Genomic DNA, 19,818 nt, shown 5'->3' on the forward strand with positions numbered 1-19,818 from the left:
CCGACTCGCTGGAGATGCATGCCGGGAAGCCCGCCGGTCGACCCATCGATTTCGACGTGCCGAGGGGGCGAGAACAGATCGCTCGGTCGACTAAGGGGATGACGGCATTGAGATGTGCGGGAAAGTGGTGGCTGACAGAATCCCGAACATGGGTGAATTAGCGCAAGGCGACATCACCGAGCAGCGGGTCGACGTCATCGTCAACGCCGCGAACTCCTCACTTCTCAACGGAGGCGGGGTCAACGGTGCGATTCACCGCCGGGGCGGACCGGCGATCTTGGAGGAGTGCCGCGAACTTCGTGCCGCCCGATACGTCGAGGGACTGCCGACCGGAGAGGTGGTGGCCACGACTGCGGGGAAACTGCCGGCCCGCTGGGTGATCCACACCGTGGGGCCGGTCTATTCGCAGACGGAAGACCGCTCCGATCTGCTCGCCTCCTGTTACCTGAGGTCGCTTGTCCTCGCCGAGGATCTGGGTGCCGAGAGTCTTCGGTTGGCCGGTCGCCGACTCCGCCCGCCTTGTCTCCCGCCTGTTGAGGTCTACACACTTCGACCTCGATATACGCCTCGTTCTGTTCTCGGCGTCCGACTTGCGCGCATACAAGGAGGCGATGGGGACAGAAGGTCCTAGAGTCACCGATGCCGAGATCGTCCGCGTCCTCGCCGCCGTACCCGCGGACCGGTGGCAAGACCTGTTCGCGGCCGCCGACCGCATCACGTCCGCCGACCTGGAGACCATCGGCAGTGAGGCGGTCGGAAACCTGTTCCGGCACCTGTTCCGCGCCCCTCTGGTCGTGAGGTGCGACTACTCGAATCTGCTTCGAGAAGGGCGAAAGCCCGAGAATCTCACGGTGGCGGAAGCCGTTCGGCTGATCACTTACATCTGGCGCGAGGACTACTGGAGCGGCGGCGGCATGGGCGTACGGGAGCGCCGCATCCGTGACGGCAGCCTGCCGGCGGCACTCGACGGTTTGCGGCGCTGGGTCGAGCGGTCATAGCCCGTCGCGGGTACACGAAGGTCGTGGCGCGGAACTGGAAGTAGCAGTCGTGCGAAGCCATCACACATGAGACGCCCAGTAAGTCGTAACCCTGACGTGTGGGGCAGGTCACCCCCAGACTTTCGGCGCACGGCCTACACCATCTCCACAAGAGGGGCCGAACGCGCGCAAGACGCATCGCTGAATCTACTTTGTAAAGGCATCGGCCCGGCACACGTTAACGGCCGTTAACAGCGGCCCGCAACGACGCCCGGGCCATCGCCTCCAGCGTCGACGCCATCTCCTCGCGCCCCAGTTCCCCCACGCTCCGGGGCGTCGAGTTCAGCAGCCCGAACACGGCGTGCACCGCCGCCCGCACCCGGGCCACCGCGCAGCCCGGATGGAGGTCGCGCACCACGCCCACCCACTCTTCGACGTAGAGGCGCTGGAGTCGGCGGATGGCCCGCTGGTCGGTCTCGGGCACGTTGTGCAGCTCGCGCTCGTGGACGCGGATCAGCTCCGGGTGGCCGAGCGCGAACTCGATATGCCCCCTGAGCAGCACATCCAGTGCCTCGGCGGGATGCAGGGCCGCTGCGGAGGCGCCGGCGGACGACAGGCGGCCCGAGATGTCGAGCAGGATCTCGGTCAGCAGCGCCTCCTTGCCCCGGAAGTGGCGATAGAGCGCGGGCCCGGAGACGCCGACCGCCGCGCCGATCTCCTCGATGGACACCCCGTGGAAGCCGCGTTCGGCGAAGAGGGCCGCCGCCGCGTCGAGGATCTCGGCCCGCCGGTTCCGGGTAGGTGTGGTCACAAGCCCCCATGGTAGACGTTGATGTTAATGGCGACTAACGTGAGGCGCGGAGTACACGGAGGAGGTGGCCGACAGGTGTGGCCGGTTCTGTCCAGTTCGGGTGATCCGGGCGGGGCACCGTACAAGAAGAACGCCGAGGTCAACGAGCGGCTGGTGGCCGAGTTGCGGGAGCGGCTCGACACGGCCGCCAGGGGCGGGCCCGAGCGGTCGCGGATCCGGCATGTCGAGCGCGGCAAGCTCCTGCCCAGAGACCGGGTCGACACGCTGCTCGACCCCGGCGCGCGGTTCCTTGAGCTGTCGCCCCTGGCGGCGACGGGGCTCTACGACGACGCCGCCCCGGCGGCCGGGATCATCACCGGCGTCGGACGGGTCAGCGGGCGCGAGGTCGTGATCGTCGCCAACGACGCGACGGTCAAGGGCGGCACCTATTACCCGATGACGGTCAAGAAGCACCTCCGCGCCCAGGAGGTCGCGCTCGACAACCGTCTTCCGTGCGTCTACCTGGTCGACTCCGGCGGGGCGTTCCTGCCGAAGCAGGACGAGGTCTTCCCCGACCGTGAACACTTCGGGCGCATCTTCTACAACCAGGCGACGATGTCGGCGAAGGGCATCCCGCAGGTCGCGGCGGTCCTCGGGTCGTGCACGGCCGGCGGCGCCTACGTCCCGGCGATGAGCGACGAGGCGGTGATCGTCCGGAACCAGGGCACGATCTTCCTCGGCGGGCCGCCCCTGGTGAAGGCGGCGACCGGTGAGGAGGTCACCGCCGAGGAGCTGGGCGGGGGAGAGGTGCACTCGCGGATCAGCGGGGTCACCGACCACCTGGCCGACGACGACGCCCACGCCCTGCGCATCGTCCGCGACATCGTGGCCACCTTCGCCCCCGGCAGGAAGGCGTGGGAGCGCGGCGAGACCGAGGCGCCGAAATACGACCCCCGGGAGCTCTACGGCATCGTGCCCCCCGACCCGCGCACCCCCTACGACGTGCGCGAGGTCATCGCCCGGATCGTCGACGGCAGCCGGTTCCTGGAGTTCAAGCAGGAGTACGGCCCGACGCTCGTCACCGGCTTCGCCCGCGTCCACGGGCATCCGGTCGGGATCGTCGCCAACAACGGCATCCTGTTCGCCGAGTCGGCGCTCAAGGGGGCCCACTTCATCGAGCTCTGCGACCGGCGGGAGATCCCGCTGGTGTTCCTGCAGAACATCAGCGGGTTCATGGTCGGCAAGGCCTACGAGCAGGGCGGCATCGCCAAACACGGCGCCAAGATGGTCACCGCCGTGGCCTGCGCGCGGGTGCCGAAGCTGACGGTCGTCGTCGGCGGCTCGTTCGGCGCGGGCAACTACGCGATGGCCGGGCGGGCCTACTCGCCGCGATTCCTGTGGATGTGGCCGAACGCCCGCATCTCGGTCATGGGCGGCGAACAGGCCGCGACCGTGTTGTCGATGGTCGGCGACGCCGATCCGGAGGCGATCCGGGCCCAGTACGAATCGCAGGGCAACCCCTACTACTCGACCGCGCGCCTGTGGGACGACGGCGTCATCGACCCCGCCGACACCCGGACCGTCCTCGGCCTGGCCCTCGGGGCCTGCGCGAACGCGCCGCTGGAGCCGGTCGGCTACGGCGTCTTCCGGATGTGAGGCCCATGTTCGACACCGTTCTGGTCGCCAACCGGGGCGAGATCGCCCTCCGTGTCATCAAGACGCTGCGCCGCCTGGGCATCCGGTCGGTGGCCGTCCACACCGAGGGCGACACGACTCACGCCGACGAAGCCGACATCGCGGTGCAGATCGGTAGCTACCTCGACGCCGACGAGGTGATCCGGGCGGCTCGCAGGGTGAACGCCCAGGCCGTCCACCCCGGCTACGGGTTCCTCTCCGAGAACACGCGCTTCTCCCAGGCCTGCGCCGACAACGGCATCGTGTTCGTCGGCCCGCCCGCCGGGGCGATCGAGGCCATGGGCGACAAGATCCGCGCCAAGGAGACCGTCGCGGCCGCGGGCGTCCCGGTCGTGCCGGGCGCGTCCACCGGCCTGGAGGACTTCGCGGAGTTCCCCGCTCTGATCAAGCCGTCGGCGGGTGGCGGCGGCAAGGGCATGGTGCTGGTGCGTGCCAAGGAGGAGCTGCCCGACGCCCTGGCCTCGGCCAGGCGGACCGCGCTGGCCGCCTTCGGCGACGACACCCTGCTCATCGAGCGTTACGTCGAGAGCCCGCGCCACATCGAGATCCAGGTCCTGGCCGACGGCCACGGCAACGTGATCCACCTGGGGGAGCGCGAGTGCAGCCTGCAGCGCCGCCACCAGAAGATCATCGAAGAGGCGCCCTCGCCGCTGCTCGACGAGGCCACCCGCGCCAAGATGGGCGCCGCCGCCGTGGAGGCCGCGCGCAGCGTCGGCTACGTCAACGCGGGCACGATCGAGTTCATCGTCCACGGCACGACCGGCGAGTTCTTCTTCATGGAGATGAACACCCGCCTCCAGGTCGAACACCCCGTGACCGAACTCGTCACGGGCCTCGACCTGGTCGAGCTCCAGCTCAGGGTGGCGGCGGGCGAGGAGTTGCCGCTGACCCAGGACGACGTGCGGCTGGAGGGCCACGCGGTGGAGGCCCGCGTCTACGCCGAGGACCCCGCGCGGGGTTTCCTCCCGAGCACCGGCCGCATCCTCAAGCTCACCGAGCCCGGGGTCCGCTTCGACGCGGGCATCGCCGAGGGCGGCGTGGTCGGCACGGGCTACGACCCGATGCTCGCCAAGGTGGTCGCGTGGGCCCCCACGAGGGAGGAGGCCCTGACGAAACTCCGGCGGGCCCTCCACGACACGGTCGTCCTCGGCGTGACCACCAATCTGGGCTTCCTCCAGCGGCTCATCGACAACCCCCTGGTCCGGCGGGGGGTGCTCGACACCGGGCTGGTCGAGCGCGAGGTCGACCCGGCCGAACCGGAGATCCCCGGCTACGTGCTCGCCGAGGCGGCCCGCCTCTTCGCCCCGGTCGCCGCCTCCGACGACCCCTGGGACATCCCCGACGGCTGGCGGCTGGGCCGGCACCGCCCGCCGGCCCACCTGCTGGAGGTCGGCGGGGAGATCGTCGAGGCGCCCGGAGACGACGGGGTGACCCGGCGGTTCACGACCGCCCGCGACGGCGGAACCCTCTGGCTCCACGCCGAGGGGCGGACGTACAAGGTCGCCCGGCATGAGCCCATCGAGGAGCGGTCGAAGGCCGCCCAGGCGGGTGACGGCGCGGTGCGCAGCCCGATGCCGGGGACGGTCCTGGTCGTCAAGGCCGCGCAGGGCGAGCAGGTGGCCGAGGGGCAGCCGCTGCTGATTGTGGAGGCCATGAAGATGGAGCACACCGTCACGGCGCCCGTCGGCGGGACCGTCACCCTTCAGGTGCGGGCCGGTCAGCAGGTCTCCCTCGACGAGGTTCTCGCGATCGTGGAGGCCACGGAATGACGTACAAGATCGAGAATCTGCCCGACGAGGTCACGATCTACGAGGTCGGGCCGCGCGACGGGCTGCAGAACGAGAAGACGGTCGTGCCGGTCGAGGTCAAGGCCGAGTTCGTCACCCGGCTGGCGGCGGCGGGCCTGAAGGTCATCGAGACCACCAGTTTCGTGCATCCCGAATGGGTGCCGCAGCTCGCCGACGCCGAAGACCTGCTCAAGGCCGTCCACCGGGACAACCAGGTGCGTTATCCGGTGCTGGTGCCGAACGAGCGCGGCCTCGACCGCGCGCTCGAACTGGGCTGCACCGAGATCGCGATCTTCGGCAGCGCGACCGAGACCTTCGCGCAGCGCAACCTCAACCGGTCGCTGAAGACCCAGTTCGACATGTTCGCCCCCGTGGTGCGGCGGGCGCGGGAGAACGGGCTCAGGGTCCGCGCCTACGTGTCGATGTGCTTCGGCGACCCGTGGGAGGGGCCGGTCCCGATCGCCCAGGTCGTCGACGTCGGCAGCCGGCTGCTCGACCTCGGCTGCGCCGAGTTGTCGCTCGGCGACACGATCGGCGTCGCCACCGCCGGGCACGTCGGCGCGCTGCTCGACGCCTTCCCCCGGGAGCGGCCGCTCGCGGTCCACTTCCACGACACCTACGGTCAGGCCCTGGCCAACGTCGTCGAGGCGCTCCGCCACGGCATCACCGTGATCGACGCCAGCGCGGGCGGCATCGGCGGCTGCCCCTACGCCAAGTCGGCCACCGGCAACCTCGCCACCGAAGACCTGGTCTGGCTCCTCGACGGCCTCGGCATCCGCCACGGCGTCGACCTCCACGCCCTCGCCGCCACCAGCCACTGGCTGGCGGGCCGGCTCGGCCGCCCCAGCCCCAGCGCGGTGGTCCGCGCGCTCACGAAGGAGTGAGAATGCTCACCGAAGACCACGAAGACCTGCGCAAGACCGTCGAGGCGTTCGCCCGCGACGAGGTCGCCCCGGTCATCGGCGACCTCTACGAGAAGGGCGAGTTCCCCTACGAGATCGTCCGCAAGATGGGCGCGATGGGCCTGTTCGGCCTGCCCATCCCCGAGGAACACGGCGGCATGGGCGGCGACTACTTCGCGCTGTGCCTGGCGCTCGAAGAGCTGGCCCGGGTCGACTCCAGCGTCGCCATCACCCTGGAGGCCGCCGTCTCGCTGGGCGCGATGCCGCTGTACCGCTTCGGCACCCCCGAGCAGAAGGCCGAGTGGCTGCCCAAGCTGGCGGCCGGGGAGCTGCTGGGCGCGTTCGGGCTGACCGAGCCCGGCGGCGGCTCCGACGTGCCCGGCGGCATGCGGACCACCGCGGTCCTCGACGGCGACGAGTGGGTGATCAACGGGTCGAAGGCGTTCATCACCAACTCCGGCACCGCCATCACCGGTTTCGTCGGGGTCGCCGCCATCACCGGGCGGCGGGCCGACGGCAGGCCCGAGATCTCCACGATCATCGTCCCGGCGGGCACGCCCGGCCTGGGCGTCTCCGAGAAGTACTCGAAGGTCGGCTGGTCGTCGAGCGACACCCGCGAGTTGTCGTTCACGGACTGCCGGGTCCCGGCGGCCAACCTTCTCGGAGAGCGCGGCCGGGGCTACGCCCAGTTCCTCCAGACGCTCGACGAGGGCCGGATCGCCATCGCCGCCCTCTCGGTCGGCCTGGCCCAGGGCTGCGTCGACGAGTCGGTCCGGTACGTCGCCCAGCGCCACGCCTTCGGCCACCCCATCGGCCACTACCAGGCGATGCAGTTCAAGGTCGCCGACATGGAGGTGCGCGCCCACACCGCCCGCCTGGCCTACTACCACGCGGCCGACCGGATGCTGCGCGGCCTGCCGTTCAAGAAGGAGGCCGCCATCGCCAAGCTGGTCGCCTCGAACGCGGCGATGGACAACTCCCGCGACGCCACCCAGGTCTTCGGCGGCTACGGCTTCATGAACGAGTACCCCGTCGGACGCTTCTACCGCGACGCCAAGATTCTGGAGATCGGTGAGGGCACGAGCGAGATCCAGCGCCTCCTCATCGCCCGTGAACTGGGCCTCGGAGGGCTCTGACCACGATTAATTAATCCTTAGAAAGCCGATCAAGCGTGCGGGTCCACTCCCGGCGGCTGGTTGTCTGTGTACGACAACCCCCGTAACCCAGATGAAGGGCATCACAGTGGACCTGAACGTCACTCGTCGTCGCGTCATGGGCACGGCCGCGCTGGCCGGGGTCGGCGTCGCGGTCGCGGCGTGTTCGGGAGAGCAGGCCCCCACCAGCGCCGAACCGGCTCCGGCCGACAGCGCTGCCGCGCCCCCGGCCGCGACCGACGCCCCCGCGGCCGGCGGCAACGCGCTCGCCGCGACGGCCGACGTGCCGGTCGGCGGCGGCGTGATCACCGAGCAGGCCGTGATCACGCAGCCGGAGGCCGGCACCTACAAGGCCTTCAGCCCCGTCTGCACCCACCAGGGCTGCAAGGTCAAGAGCGTCGACGCGGGCAAGATCGTGTGCCCGTGCCACAACTCGCAGTTCTCCATCGCCGACGGATCGGTCCAGGGCGGCCCCGCCGCCACCCCGCTCCCCGAGGTCCCGATCAAGGTCGAGGGCGACCAGATCCTCCTCGGATAAGTGCGAAAGTTTGGCACCATTACCATCAGTGGTACGTGGCCGGACGTACCACTTCCCACCTGCTTAAACTTCTGTTAAGCCGGATGTTTCGGACGGACTCCGTAGCCGTGTGACCGCATCCCGGTGATGGACGCGCAGGTCGGAGGGATCCTAGAGTCCTCTCATGACGTCCGGTGATCTCCAGCTTCGCAGAGCAGAGAAGACCGACGCGGAGCAGATCTTCGCGTTGGCTCGCGAATTCGCCGTGTCGTTCCGACCAGAGCGGGCCGCCTTCGACGCCGCCTTCCCCCAGCTCCTGGAGAACGAGGAGGCGCTCCTCCTCGTGGCCACCGTCGACGGCGTCGTCCGGGGCTACCTGCTGGGCTTCACCCACCTGACCCTGTTCGCCAACGGCCGGGTCGCGTGGGTGGAAGAGGCGATCATCGAGAGCGGCTTCCGCCGCCACGGCCTCGGCCGCCACCTGCTCGCCGAGTTCGAGCTCTGGGCGCGCAGCCGCGACGCGGGATACGTCGCGCTGGCCACGCGCCGGGCGGCCGAGTTCTACAAGGCGACCGGCTACGAGGTGTCGGCCACCTACTACCGCAAGCTGCTACGCCCCAAGAACCCCTAGGACGTGAGCTGGGCGTCGAGCCGGTAGCCGTCGACGGTCACGTAGACCGAGTCGCCCGGACGCGCGTTCAACCGCATCAGCACCGGCTGCAGCGAGTCGAAGACCGGCTGCCGGTCGCGCCACACCAGCACCACGGCGTTGTCGCCGGGACCGGTCACCGACAGCAGGGTGCCGGGGCGCATGCCGAGCTGGGCCGCGTAGTTCTCCGGCACCGCCACCGGCTCACCGCGCAGGTGCCCGCTGGTGACGTCGATGCGCTGCCAGCGGCGCGGGTCGGACGCCGGGCTCGGCGTGCTGCGCGGGCTGGGCACCAGGTGAGGGCGCGGCGCGCCGCCGGTGAGGGCGTTGAGCGCGGCCAGCGCGGTCGCCGGGTCGGGACCGCTGTGGGCCATCTTCGGTATCGGCACGCCCGCCGGCCGGGCCGGGTGGCCGTTGGCGCCGGGGGTGCGGCGCGGCAGCGGGGCGTCGCCCACGGGGGCGCCGTTGGCGGGGGACGTCGCGTTCGAGGGAGTCTTCGGCAGGGCTTCCATCCAGGCCTTGGCGGAGTGGGAACGGATGCCGAGCTGGCCGAGCAGTTCGATCACGTCGGCGTCGGCCGGATGGGCCGACAGCAGCTGGCGGGTGCGGTCGCGCAGGCCGCCCAGGTCGCCCACGACGAGCCAGCCGTCCTGCAGCCGGCGGTCGGGCATGAGCGTCACCAGGACCCGCCACAGAGGCGTACGCAGCGCCGGGACCTCGATGGGGTGGGACGGGTCGGCGCCGATCAGCTGCTCCTGGGTGGCGGCGGTGCCGAGCCACTCGGTGAGGCCGAACAGGTGACCCGTCAGGGCGGCGGAGTCGGGGGAGCGCAGCCACATCAGCACCCGCTCCTCGGCGGTGCGCTGGGCCTGCGACAGCAGCTCGCGGTCGACGTTGAGCTCGTGGGCGAGGGTGCGGAGGCTGATCGGCTCGGCGGCGAACAGGCGCTGCGCGGCGACCGCGCGCTCCAGCGGGTTCCACTCGCGGAACAGGTGCTCGACCAGGCCGACCATCGGGTGTTCGGCGATGTTGACCGGCGCGGGCTTCTCGGGCTCCTTGGCCGGGGCCGGCACCACGGGGGTGCCGTTGACGGCCGGTTTCGCGCCGTTGGCCTGACCGTTGACCGGACCGTTGGCCTGGCCGTTGACGGGGCCGCGCGCCGGGGCGGCGGGGATCGCGGCCATCATGCCGGTCTCCTCGACGGTCGGCACGGGCGCCGCCAGCGGCGCCGACTTGGCCGGCTGCTGGACCTGCGCCGGGGTCGGGGCCTGGGGCGCGGCGGCGGCCGGGGCGGCGGTCTCGGCGGGGATCTCGATGCGGATGTGCGTGAAGATCTCCTTGAACACCGCCGTCAGCACCACCTCGGGCGTCGCCGCCGCCGACGGGGTGTCGAGGTCGCCGGCGGTGAGGCGGCGCAGGCGCTGCCAGCCGCCCAGCCCGATGATCACCGAGCGGACGGGGTCGGGCCAGCCGGGCAGCTGACGGTCGACCGTGTGCACCTGCACGGCCGGCATGAAGTCGGTCAGCGGCAGATGGTCGAGATGGGTCACGGCGAGCCGGGCGAGCCGCTCGCAGACCCAGTCAACTCCGGTCGTGCCGAGGGCACGGCCCAGTGCGACGGAGCCCCACCAGCCGCCGGGGAGACGTGGATCTCCCAGTACATCGGCCACCTGCTGGGGGCGGCTCCAGCGAAGAGCGGGAACCAGATCGCTCAGGCAGATCGTTGACTCGGCGTCCATCGGTTTGACCGCACCCTCCCGAGAGTGACGCTTGTTGCTAATGGTGCAGCTTACGCCGCAAGCTATCAATTGGTGTCAATAGGGTAAAGCTCTGTTGCGTTCTTGACGGCCGGAGGACGGCCGCCGATCAGCCCAACGGCCCGCCGGCCTGCGCGGCAGCCCGCTTCGAGACATTCGGAACGGGTGGAACCCGCGAGTCGGGCCGTGAGGAACCCGGCCGCGAACGCGTCTCCCGCGCCGGTGGAGTCGACGACGCGGTCGGCCGGCCCCGCCGTGGCGGCACCGGCCCGAGCAACGATACGCCCGTCTTGGGCGAGAAGCGCGCCCGCCGGGCCGAGCTTCACGACCGCGGTTCCGTAGATGTCGCCGAGGAGTTCGGCCGCCCGCTCGGGATCGGCGGCTCCGGTCAGCACGAGCGCCTCGTCGCGGTTGGGGATGATCACATCCGCCTCCCGGGTCTCGGCGAGGAAACGTTCGGCGCCGAACTCGTGCAGGAACCGCGTCGAGGCGGGGTCGACGCTGACCGTGACGCCCTTCGCGGCCCGCATGGCGATCCGGGCCAGCTCCAGCCCCTCCGGCGTCCACATCAGGTAGCCGGACAGGTGGAGGCAGCCCACGCCGTCGAGCAGCGCGTCGGTCCAGTCGCCGGGGCCCAGACGACGCGCCGCGCCCCGGTTGGTCAGGAACGACCGCTCGCCCGCGTCGTCGACCATGGCGATCACGACGGCGGTCGGGCGGTCGGGGTCGACGGTCACATGGGTTTTGACGCCGCTCAGCGCGTTCAGGTGCCACGCCGCCGTGTCGGCGCCGACGCGGGCCAGCAACCGGGCGTCGCCGCCCAGGTGGGCGGCCCACGCGGCGGTGTTGGCGCCCGAGCCGCCCGGCCGCAGCGTGATGTCGGCCTCGGTGTCGGTGCCCGTGGCCACCGGCTCCGAATGGAGCGCGACGACGTCGGTCACGACATCGCCGATCACCAGCAGCCCCCTCATGTCCCGCGTCACGGGGCCTCGGATCCGGTGTCGGTCACGACAACGCCGATCACCGGCCGCGCCCGCATCCCCGATCCCATGTCCCTCAGTTCTCCGGCGTCCAGGATGACGCGATTTCCGCCGCGAGGCGGGTGTTTCCGCGTACTGCCGCGAGGTTGGCCGCAAGTGAGGCGCCTTGGGTGGCCTCGACCAGGTATTCCAGCAAGTACGGGGTGATGGCCTGACCTGTCACTCCGCTCGTCTCGGCGGCCTGGAGGGCCTCGGCGAGGACGCGGTCGTGCAGGGCCGGGTCGAGCTGCTCGTCCTGCGGCACGGGGTTGGCGACGATCAGGGCGGTCTCGGGACCGCCGAGGGCGTCCTGGGCGCGCATGATGCCGGCGGCCTCCGCGGCCGACTCGATGCGCCAGTCGACCGGCTCGCCGGAGGTGTGCAGGTAGAAGCCGGGGAAGGTGTCCGTGCGGAAGCCGACCACGGTGACCTGGCGGGTCTCCAGGCGCTGGAGCGTGGCGGGCACGTCCAGGATCGACTTCACGCCGGCGCAGACGACGGTGATGCGCGTGCGGCTCAGGGTGTCGATGTCGGCCGACTCGTCCTGCACGGAGGTGTAGCCGCGGTGCACGCCGCCCAGGCCGCCGGTGGCGAACACCCGGATGCCGGCCCGCGCGGCCAGGAACGAGGTCGCCGAGACCGTCGTCGCGCCGCTGAGCTTGAGCGTCGCGCACGGCGCGAGGTCGCGGAAGCCGAGCTTGCGCAGTCCCGGCTCGGTGGCGACCCGCACCAGCTCCTCGTCGGTCAGCCCGGCCCGGGGCACGCCGTCGAGCACCGCGATCGTGGCCGGGACCGCGCCGCCCGCCCGGACCAGTCCTTCCAGCTCACGGGCCACTTCGAGGTTCCTGGGCTGCGGCAGGCCGTGGGAGATGATGGTCGACTCCAGTGCCACCACCGGGCGGCCCTCCGCGAGCGCGGTCGCCACTTCCTCGGAACGCTTGATCATTGAAATATCCCCATACGTCGCAGGTGGTCCCAGAGCACTCATAAATGTAAGGTGCGGGCATGGTGTCCCCGCCGCAGCCCCATTGGCAGACCGGTCTCTAGTCCCGCTCCCGCTTTCGTCACGCCACGAGAACGAGGGGACTCACCATGTTCGACGTCGTCATCGCCGGCGCCGGCCACAACGGCCTGGTCGCCGCCGCCTATCTCGCCCGCGCGGGCAGAAGCGTGCTCCTGCTGGAGCGGTTCGGCCACGTGGGCGGCCTGGCCGTCTCGGCCCAGGCCTTCCCGGGCGTCGAGGCCCGGGTCTCGCGCTACTCCTACCTCGTCAGCCTGCTGCCCTCCAAGGTCGTGACCGACCTGGGGCTGCCGCTCGACCTGCGGCGGCGGCGCTACTCGTCGTACACGCCGGTCGGGAACGGCGGGCTGCTGGTCGACGGCGGCGACGAGGACCGCACGGCCGCGTCGTTCGCGAGCATCACCGGCAGCGGCCACGAGATCGTCGCCTGGCGCCGCTTCTACGCCATGACGGCCGCCGCCGCGACCGCGATCGCGCCCACCCTGATCGAGCCGCTGATGCCGCGCGAGCGCCTTCGCGACCTGGTGGGCGAGCCGTGGACCGATCTGTTCGAACGCCCCATCGGCCAGGTGGTGAACGAGTGGTTCGCCGACGACGTCGTGCGCGGGGTGGTGCTGACCGACGCCCTGATCGGCACCTTCGCCGATCCGGACGCCGACCTGCTGGCCAACCGGTGTTTTCTCTATCACGTCATCGGCGACGGCACGGGTGACTGGAACGTCCCGGTGGGCGGCATGGGCGCCGTCACGGGAGGCCTCGCCGACATCGCCCGCGGGGCGGGCGCGCAGATCCGGCTGAACGCCGAGGTGGTCGCGATCGACCCGGCGACCGGCGAGGTGACGTACCGGGACGAGACCGGCGAGCACACCGTGACCGGCGGGAAGGTCCTCGCGAACGTGCCTCCGTTCACGCTCGCGCGCCTGCTGGGCGAGGAGGAACCGGAGCGGCCCGAAGGGGCCCAGCTGAAGATCAACATGGTGCTGCGGCGGCTGCCCCGGCTGAAGGACCACTCGGTCGACCCGCGCGAGGCCTTCAGCGGCACCTTCCACATCAACGAGAGCCGCGACCAGCTCGCCGCCGCCTTCCGGCAGGCGTCGGCGGGGCGGATCCCCGACCTGCCGCCCGCCGAGGTCTACTGCCACTCGCTGACCGACCCGTCGATCCTCGGCGCGGACCTGCGCGAGTCGGGCGCGCAGACGATGACGCTGTTCGGCCTGCACATGCCCGCGCGGCTGTTCGACCGCCCGGGGGCCAAGGAGGAGGCGGTCCGCCGGACCCTCGCCTCGATCGACTCGGTCCTGGCCGAACCCATCGAGGACGTGCTGCTGCCCGGCTGCCTGGAGGCCAAGACCCCCCTCGACCTGGAGAAGGACGCCGCCCTCCCCGGAGGCCACATCTTCCACCAGGACCTGTCCTGGCCCTACGCCGAAGGGGAGGGCCGCTGGGGCGTGGAGACCGCCCACGAACGGCTGCTGCTGTGCGGCGCGGGCGCGCGGCGCGGCGGCGGGGTGAGCGGGATCCCGGGCCACAACGCGGCGATGGCCGTCCTCGGACGTTAAGGGTCCTCTCAGAGGCGGTCGTTACCGTGTGAACGTGACGGACGAGACACCCCGGCTGCTGGTCGTCGACGACGAACCCGCCCTGCGTGAGGCGCTGCGGCGCAGCCTGGAGTTCGAGGGATACCGGGTCGCGACGGCCTCCGACGGGCTGGGCGCGCTCGCCGAGCTCCAGCGCGAGACCTACGACGCGGTGCTGCTCGACGTCATGATGCCGCGCCTGGACGGGCTCACCACCTGCCGCCGCCTCCGGGCGGCCGGCGACCAGGTGCCGATCCTGATGCTGACCGCCCGGGACGCCGTCGGCGACCGCGTTTCGGGCCTGGACGCCGGAGCCGACGACTACCTGGTCAAGCCGTTCGAGCTCGACGAGCTGCTGGCCCGGGTCCGGGCGCTGCTGCGGCGCGGCGCATTGGCCGCCCAGGACGGCGACGAACTGGTCTTCGAGGGCCTGCGGATGAACCCGGCCACCCGGGAGGTCCGGCGCGGCCGGCGGCCCCTCGACCTGACCCGGACCGAGTTCCTGCTGCTGGAGCTGTTCCTGGCCCACCCCCGGCAGGTGCTCGGCCGGGAGCAGATCCTCAGCGCGGTGTGGGGCTTCGACTTCGAGCCCTCGTCCAACTCCCTGGACGTCTACGTCATGTACCTGCGCCGCAAGACCGAGGCCGGCGGCGAACCGCGGCTGATCCACACCGTGCGCGGGGTCGGCTACGTGCTGAGGGCCGCGCCGTGAGCCTGCGGCGGCGGGTCACGTTCGTGATCGCGGTGGCGGTGGCCGTCGCCATCGCCGTGTGCGCCGGGGTGAGCTGGCTGATCGTCCGCGACCGGCTCCGCGACCAGGTCGTGGAGTCGCTGGAGCAGTTCCCCGTGCTCGACGTGCAGGTCGCGCAGGCGCTGGCCCGCTGCGGCCAGGACCACCGCGACCAGCCGTGGGACCCCTCGGGGCGCGGCTGGCAGCTCGTCAGGGCCGACGGGTCGATCTGCCAGGAGGGCTCCTCGGCGCTCGACCCGCTGCCCGCCGAACTCGCCCTCACCACCGCCGAGGGATCGCCGGTGGTGCGCGACGGCGTGCTGCGCGGCAAGTACCGCACGCCCGTCATCGCCTACACCGAGTGGTTCAAGCCCGGCACGGCGCTGACCGTGTTCCGCTCGACGCGCGAGATGGACGCCTCGCTGCGCACGCTCGGCCTGGTGCTCGCCGGGGTCTGCGCCGTCGGGGTGCTCGGCGCCTGCGTCACCGGCCTCTACCTGGCCCGTACGGCCCTGCGCCCCGTCGCGTCGCTGACGGGCGCGGTCGAACACGTGGCCAGGACCGAGGACCTGGAGGTCCGCATCCCCGTCGACGGCAAGGACGAGATCGCCCGCCTGGGCGCCGCCTTCAACACGATGACCGCCGCGCTGGCCGCCTCGCGGGACCGCCAGCGGCAGCTGGTCTCCGACGCCGGCCACGAGCTGCGCACCCCGCTCACCTCGCTGCGCACCAACATCGACCTGCTGCTCCGCAGCGAGAACACCGGCCGCCCGCTGGCGCCCGAGGCCAAGAGGCTGCTGCTGGTCAGCGTGAAGGAACAGTTCGAGGAGATGTCGTCCCTCATCGCCGACCTGCTGGAACTGTCACGGAACGCCGAGACGGGCGGCTCGTCGGCCGACGTGGAGCTCCAGGACATCGTCTCGGCGGCGGTCGACCGGGCCCGGCGGCGCGGCCCCGGGCTCGTCTTCGACGTGGAGTTGTCCCCGTGGCGGGTGCGCGGGGACGTGCGCGGGTTGCAGCGCGCGGCCGTTAACATCCTGGACAACGCGGTCAAGTTCAGCCCGGAGGGGGGCACCGTGACGGTCCGCCTGCGGGACGGCGAGCTGACCGTCCGCGACGAGGGGCCGGGCATCGCCGACGAGGAGCTCCCGCACGTCTTCGAACGCTTCTGGCGCTCTCCCGCCGCCCGCAGCCTGCCCGGTTCGGGCCTGGGACTGGCCATCGTCGCCCAGGCGGTCAGGGCCGCCGACGGAGAGGTGGGCCTGGAGAGCGGCCCGTCGGGCGGGACGACGGTGACCGTGCGGCTGCCCGGATCCGCCACGTGATCGAGATCGTGCTGCCCGTCTACAACGAGGAACGGGTGCTGGCGTCGAGCGTGGCCACGCTCCTCGACTTCCTCAAACGGGAATGCCCGTTCCCGGCCCAGGTGACCGTGGCCGACAACGGCTCGACGGACGCCACCTGGCGGGTCGCCCGGTCTCTGGACGGCGTCCGGACGATCCGCCTGGAGTCCAAGGGCCGTGGGCGCGCCCTGCGGGAGGCCTGGTCGTGGAGCCAGGCCGACGTGGTGGCGTACATGGACGTCGACCTGTCCACCGACCTGGCCGCCTTCGTGCCGCTCGTCGGCCCGCTGCTGGCCGGGGAGCGCGACGTCGCGGTCGGCTCGCGGCTGGCCCCCGGATCCTCGGTGGTCCGCAGTCCCCGGCGCGACTTCATCTCCCGCGCCTACAACGGGCTGCTGCGCTCGCTCGGCGCGGAGTTCACCGACGCCCAGTGCGGGTTCAAGGCGATGCGCACCCCGGTCGCCCGGGAGTTGCTCCCGCACGTGACCGACGACGCCTGGTTCTTCGACACCGAACTGCTGCTCAAGGCGCAGTGGCGCGGCCTTCGCCTCCACGAGGTGCCGGTGCGGTGGGTCGACGATCCCGACAGCAGCGTGGACGTCGTGCGCACCGCGATCGCCCAGCTGCGCGGCCTCGCCCGGGTGGTGTCGGAACGCGATCGCGGGGTAGCCGCAGCCGCATGGACAAACAGGCATTCATCGCGCTCCTGAACGAGGACCTCGAGAGCGAATACCGCTCGATCGTCCAGTACACCCAGCACGCGGCGACCATCAAGGGCGCCGAATACCAGCCCATCGTCGAAGAGATGCGCGCCCACCTGTCGCAGGAACTCGAACACGCCTCCGCCCTGGCGGAGCAGATCGACTTCCTCGGCGGCGTCCCCTCGGTCAAGGTCCCGCACATCCCCGACGCCCACGACGGCGCGGCCGCCCTCCGGCTGGACCTGGAGCTGGAGGAGACCCAGCTCGTCCGCTACCGGGAACGGGTCGAGCAGGCCATCGCCCTGGGCCTCCCCGACGTGGCCGAGGCGCTGCGCCCCCTGCTGCAGCAGACGCAGGACCACGTCATGGACCTGCAGGGCGCCCTCGGCAGATGACGGCGTCGACCGCCGTCGCGGTCCGGCCCCGCAGGATGACGGGGTTGACCTCGACCAGCGCGAAGCCCTCCCGACGGGTCATGTCGGCGATCGCGACGGCGGTCCGGGCGAGTGTCCTGACGTCCGGAACGAGCCTGGCGGCTCTCAGGTGGTGGACGGCCTCCGCGACGCGTTCCGCCGTGACGGGCAGGGGGACGACGGCGGCGTCGTCGAAGACCTCCACCCAGGCCCCGCCGAGGGCGACGACGACGACCGGGGTGACGGCGTCGTACCTGACCGAGATCATCACCTCGACCCCCTGGGGGACCATCTCCTCGATCAGGACCGGCGGGGGCACCTGCCGCAGCGCCCTGTCGAGGTCTTCCCGGGTCGAGACGCCCAGGATGACGCCGCCTTCCGCGGCCTTGTGGCGGACGTCGGCGGAGTCCACCTTGACCACGACGGTGCCCAGTTCCTCCAGCAGCGCCGCGGCCTCTTCCGGGTCGGCGGCCACGGCGCCCCGGGGCACGGCGACGCCGTGGGCCCTGAGGCAGGCCTTGCCCTCGACCTCTCTGAGCCAGGGACCTTGGGGGGCTCTCCCAGGTGCGCCTCCGGGTCCGCTCGGCCGCTGCGAGGCGCCCCGGCTTGGATGCGGCAGGCCTTGATCTGCCCCGACGACGAGGTGCGCCGCCTGCCAGTCGGCGATCTCGCGAAGACGACCCAGGTCGGGGCGGGCCGTCATGGCGTGTGCGCAGACCAGGCCCTCGGTGAGGCCCGCGACCGGGACCACGCCCAGGTCGATGAGGTGTTCGGCCGTGGCCTCCGGCATGAGTTCGGGCAGCGTGGCGGCCACGACGATCGGGACGTCCAGATCCGCCGCCGCAGCGGTGATCCCGTCGAGGGCGGCGTCCCAGGCCTCCGTCTGCGCGGCGTCCATCTCCTCCGGACGGTCGTAGCAAACCAGGACGACGCCGACCGACGGGTCGTCTCCGGCCGTGGTGATGACGTCGGCCGTTCTGCGTGTCTCGCCGAAGATGACGGCGGTGTAGTCGAGGGGGTTGGCGGCGGTGGCCGTACCGGGGAGCAGGCCGTTGAGCTTGTCCACCGTGACGGCGCCCAGCGCCGGAAGCGGGACCTTGAGCCGGGCGGCCTCGTCGGCGGCGATGGCCGCGTCTCCACCGGAACACGTCACCACCAGCACCCCCGCTCCACGCGGGCGCGGCCTTCGCCGGACGCTTCCGTCCCAGCTCAGGGCTTTGGCCAGCTCCAGGAGTTCGTGCGGATTGCGCGCCCACGCCCCGCCAGCCTCCTCGACCAGGGCCCTGAGCACGCGGTGGTCGCCCGCGACCGCGCCGGTGTGGGCGGACGCGGCGGCGGCGCCCCGTTCGCTGGAGCCCGCCTTCAGCACGGCCACGCGGATGCCGTGCCCGGCGGCCAGGGCCAGGGCGGCGGGCAGGCCGGGGTCCTCGGTCTCCAGGTAGAGCGCGACCGACCGCACGCCGTCGAGTTCCGCCAGGGCGGCGAGGTAGTCGGAGGCGGATAGGACCGCCTGGTTGCCGCAGGAGACGACGGTGTGCAGTCGCAGCGCACGCCTGCTGAGCAGGGCGTTGACCGCCACGTTGCCGCTCTGCGAGACCAGCGCCACCGGGCCGGGGCGTTTGGGCGCGTAGGCGTCGCCCCACATGGGGGCCCGGCCGACGACCGAGACGACGCCGTTGCCGTTGGGGCCGCAGACGGGCAGGTCGTGCGCGAGGGCGATCCGGCGGAGGTCGTCCTGGAGCGCCCGGCCCTCGGGGATCTCGGCGAAACCGGCCGCCAGTACGACCGCGCCGCCACATCCTCGTTCCCCCGCCTGCCGCAGCAGGTCCGGCACGGTGGCCGCCGGGGTCGCGATCACGAGCGCGTCCGGGGCGATCGGCAGGTCGCCGATGGTCGGCACGCAGGACACGCCGTGCACCTCGCGGGCGGTGGGGTGCACCCCGTACACGGGCCCCGGAAAACCGGCGGTGACCAGGTTGGCGACCGCCTGGTTGCCGTAGGAGCCGGGGCGGGGCGAAGCGCCGACGACGGCGACCGAACGGGGAGCGAGCAGGCGCGCGGGTCTCACCCTTCCCACACTGGTTGGTCAACCAGTCAGTAGTCAAGGAGTGTCGTCAACGCGAGGCGGCGCTGGGGTAGGCTTGCCGGGTGCGCAGCGCGGAGGGCGCCCGGAGCAGCCGGGCCGATCAGGCAGATCAGCGCCGGGCCGAACTGCTGGACGCCGCCCGGCGTGTGGTGCTGGAGCGAGGTCTCGCCAGCACCCGGGTCTCCGACATCGCGAAAGCGACCAACGTCAGTGGCGGGTTGATCCACTACCATTTCGCCACCAAAGACGACCTGATCACCGCCATGCTGCGGGCCACCTCCGAGAGCGAGGTCCGGCGGCTTCGCGAGATCATCGCCGGTCCGGGCACCGCCATCCAGCGGCTCGACCGCGTGTTGCGCTTCTACATCCCGTCGTCGCGCTCCGACCAGAGCTGGATCCTGTGGCTCGACGCGTGGGCGCTGGGGGTGCGCGAGCCCCACGTACGCGAGATCCTGCTCGAACTCGAAGGCGGCTGGATCGAGATCCTGTCCGAGGTGATCTCCCAGGGCATGGAGGCCGGCGAGTTCACCTGCGACGATCCCCAGGGGGCCGCCGAGCGGCTCGACGGCATGCTCGACGGGCTCGTGGTGCGCTACACGCTCCACTCGGGGGCGATGTCGCGCAAGCGCCTGCTGGAGCACGCCCGGATCGCGGCGGCCCGCGAGGTGGGCGTCGACCGGGCGTCGTTCCCTGCTTGACA

18 protein-coding genes and 1 pseudogene are annotated in these 19,818 nt (G+C 71.6%); 14 read left to right on the forward strand and 5 right to left on the reverse strand.

Annotation, left to right across the window (positions count from 1 at the left end; genetic code table 11):
- Positions 1-148: 148 nt before the first annotated feature.
- Together GT755_RS39345 and GT755_RS39350 are read left to right on the forward strand one after the other, a co-directional pair.
- Positions 149-430 (forward strand): annotated as a pseudogene (locus GT755_RS39345) (macro domain-containing protein); the annotation flags it as partial.
- A 46-nt stretch (positions 431-476) separates the two neighbouring features.
- Complete coding sequence (locus GT755_RS39350) at positions 477-998, forward strand: hypothetical protein (protein WP_235966448.1); 522 nt, start codon at positions 477-479, stop codon at positions 996-998.
- Between the two features lie 217 nt (positions 999-1,215).
- Here GT755_RS39350 and GT755_RS08910 read toward each other — a convergent pair whose 3' ends face one another.
- Complete coding sequence (locus GT755_RS08910) at positions 1,216-1,788, reverse strand: TetR/AcrR family transcriptional regulator (RefSeq protein WP_161479203.1); 573 nt, start codon at positions 1,786-1,788, stop codon at positions 1,216-1,218.
- Positions 1,789-1,863: 75 nt separating this feature from the next.
- Between GT755_RS08910 and GT755_RS08915 the strand changes: the two genes are divergently transcribed.
- From GT755_RS08915 to GT755_RS08940, 6 genes are all read left to right on the forward strand, one after another.
- Positions 1,864-3,423, forward strand: coding sequence for a carboxyl transferase domain-containing protein (locus GT755_RS08915; RefSeq protein WP_328794256.1), 1,560 nt, complete (start codon positions 1,864-1,866; stop codon positions 3,421-3,423).
- Positions 3,424-3,428: 5 nt separating this feature from the next.
- The gene (locus GT755_RS08920) at positions 3,429-5,231 is read left to right on the forward strand and encodes an acetyl/propionyl/methylcrotonyl-CoA carboxylase subunit alpha (protein ID WP_202609771.1); all 1,803 of its coding nucleotides are present in this window, start codon (positions 3,429-3,431) and stop codon (positions 5,229-5,231) included.
- Positions 5,228-6,133: a hydroxymethylglutaryl-CoA lyase gene (locus GT755_RS08925; RefSeq protein ID WP_161479206.1), complete on the forward strand. Its 906-nt coding sequence runs from the start codon at positions 5,228-5,230 to the stop codon at positions 6,131-6,133. Before GT755_RS08920 ends, GT755_RS08925 begins: the two co-directional genes overlap by 4 nt.
- Before the next feature lie 2 nt (positions 6,134-6,135).
- Positions 6,136-7,287, forward strand: a complete 1,152-nt coding sequence (locus tag GT755_RS08930; RefSeq protein WP_161479207.1) for an acyl-CoA dehydrogenase family protein — start codon at positions 6,136-6,138, stop codon at positions 7,285-7,287.
- A gap of 91 nt (positions 7,288-7,378) precedes the next feature.
- Positions 7,379-7,843, forward strand: a complete 465-nt coding sequence (locus tag GT755_RS08935; RefSeq protein WP_202609772.1) for a Rieske (2Fe-2S) protein — start codon at positions 7,379-7,381, stop codon at positions 7,841-7,843.
- A 163-nt stretch (positions 7,844-8,006) separates the two neighbouring features.
- Positions 8,007-8,453 (forward strand): GNAT family N-acetyltransferase, encoded by a 447-nt coding sequence (locus GT755_RS08940; RefSeq protein ID WP_030454187.1) that lies wholly within the window; start codon positions 8,007-8,009, stop codon positions 8,451-8,453.
- Here GT755_RS08940 and GT755_RS08945 read toward each other — a convergent pair.
- The 3 genes from GT755_RS08945 to GT755_RS08955 form a co-directional block, all read right to left on the reverse strand.
- A complete protein-coding gene (locus tag GT755_RS08945) occupies positions 8,450-10,210 on the reverse strand; it encodes a hypothetical protein (RefSeq protein WP_161479208.1) in 1,761 nt (586 codons plus the stop codon). The two genes, GT755_RS08940 and GT755_RS08945, sit on opposite strands and share 4 nt — an antisense overlap.
- Before the next feature lie 65 nt (positions 10,211-10,275).
- Positions 10,276-11,211: a carbohydrate kinase family protein gene (locus GT755_RS08950; RefSeq protein WP_328794257.1), complete on the reverse strand. Its 936-nt coding sequence runs from the start codon at positions 11,209-11,211 to the stop codon at positions 10,276-10,278.
- Positions 11,212-11,284: 73 nt separating this feature from the next.
- Positions 11,285-12,193, reverse strand: coding sequence for a pseudouridine-5'-phosphate glycosidase (locus GT755_RS08955; protein WP_161479209.1), 909 nt, complete (start codon positions 12,191-12,193; stop codon positions 11,285-11,287).
- A gap of 146 nt (positions 12,194-12,339) precedes the next feature.
- On the opposite strand from GT755_RS08955, the gene GT755_RS08960 reads away from it, so the two are divergent.
- From GT755_RS08960 to GT755_RS08980, 5 genes are read left to right on the forward strand one after another with little or no spacing between them, the layout of a single operon-like run.
- Positions 12,340-13,827 carry a phytoene desaturase family protein gene (locus tag GT755_RS08960; RefSeq protein ID WP_161479210.1) on the forward strand — a complete coding sequence of 496 codons (1,488 nt, stop codon included), beginning with the start codon at positions 12,340-12,342 and terminating at the stop codon, positions 13,825-13,827.
- A 34-nt stretch (positions 13,828-13,861) separates the two neighbouring features.
- Entirely contained in the window at positions 13,862-14,557 is a 696-nt protein-coding gene (locus GT755_RS08965; protein WP_328794258.1) for a response regulator transcription factor, read from the forward strand.
- Positions 14,554-15,900: a sensor histidine kinase gene (locus GT755_RS08970; RefSeq protein WP_161479212.1), complete on the forward strand. Its 1,347-nt coding sequence runs from the start codon at positions 14,554-14,556 to the stop codon at positions 15,898-15,900. Before GT755_RS08965 ends, GT755_RS08970 begins: the two co-directional genes overlap by 4 nt.
- Positions 15,897-16,628: a dolichyl-phosphate beta-glucosyltransferase gene (locus GT755_RS08975; protein WP_328794259.1), complete on the forward strand. Its 732-nt coding sequence runs from the start codon at positions 15,897-15,899 to the stop codon at positions 16,626-16,628. The genes GT755_RS08970 and GT755_RS08975 overlap by 4 nt, the downstream gene beginning before the upstream one ends.
- Positions 16,598-17,014, forward strand: coding sequence for a ferritin-like domain-containing protein (locus tag GT755_RS08980; protein ID WP_161479213.1), 417 nt, complete (start codon positions 16,598-16,600; stop codon positions 17,012-17,014). Before GT755_RS08975 ends, GT755_RS08980 begins: the two co-directional genes overlap by 31 nt.
- On the opposite strand, the gene GT755_RS08985 is transcribed toward GT755_RS08980, so the two are convergent.
- A complete protein-coding gene (locus GT755_RS08985) occupies positions 16,983-19,100 on the reverse strand; it encodes an acetate--CoA ligase family protein (protein ID WP_161479214.1) in 2,118 nt (705 codons plus the stop codon). The genes GT755_RS08980 and GT755_RS08985 overlap by 32 nt on opposite strands.
- Before the next feature lie 80 nt (positions 19,101-19,180).
- On the opposite strand from GT755_RS08985, the gene GT755_RS08990 reads away from it, so the two are divergent.
- Positions 19,181-19,816: a TetR/AcrR family transcriptional regulator gene (locus GT755_RS08990; RefSeq protein WP_161479215.1), complete on the forward strand. Its 636-nt coding sequence runs from the start codon at positions 19,181-19,183 to the stop codon at positions 19,814-19,816.
- The last annotated feature ends 2 nt before the right edge of the window (positions 19,817-19,818 follow it).

The organism is Herbidospora solisilvae (assembly GCF_009901565.1).
Lineage (GTDB): Bacteria > Actinomycetota > Actinomycetes > Streptosporangiales > Streptosporangiaceae > Herbidospora > Herbidospora solisilvae.

What these genes read in the sequence shown, in the direction of transcription:
- GT755_RS08935 (WP_202609772.1), top strand. Translation starts at nt 7,379, where the DNA reads ATGAAGGGCATCACAGTGGACCTGAACGTCACTCGTCGTCGCGTCATG.
- GT755_RS08925 (WP_161479206.1), top strand. Translation starts at nt 5,228, where the DNA reads ATGACGTACAAGATCGAGAATCTGCCCGACGAGGTCACGATCTACGAG.
- GT755_RS08955 (WP_161479209.1), bottom strand. Translation starts at nt 12,193, where the DNA reads ATGATCAAGCGTTCCGAGGAAGTGGCGACCGCGCTCGCGGAGGGCCGC.
- GT755_RS08920 (WP_202609771.1), top strand. Translation starts at nt 3,429, where the DNA reads ATGTTCGACACCGTTCTGGTCGCCAACCGGGGCGAGATCGCCCTCCGT.
- GT755_RS08930 (WP_161479207.1), top strand. Translation starts at nt 6,136, where the DNA reads ATGCTCACCGAAGACCACGAAGACCTGCGCAAGACCGTCGAGGCGTTC.
- GT755_RS08940 (WP_030454187.1), top strand. Translation starts at nt 8,007, where the DNA reads ATGACGTCCGGTGATCTCCAGCTTCGCAGAGCAGAGAAGACCGACGCG.
- GT755_RS08945 (WP_161479208.1), bottom strand. Translation starts at nt 10,210, where the DNA reads ATGGACGCCGAGTCAACGATCTGCCTGAGCGATCTGGTTCCCGCTCTT.
- GT755_RS08960 (WP_161479210.1), top strand. Translation starts at nt 12,340, where the DNA reads ATGTTCGACGTCGTCATCGCCGGCGCCGGCCACAACGGCCTGGTCGCC.
- GT755_RS08980 (WP_161479213.1), top strand. Translation starts at nt 16,598, where the DNA reads ATGGACAAACAGGCATTCATCGCGCTCCTGAACGAGGACCTCGAGAGC.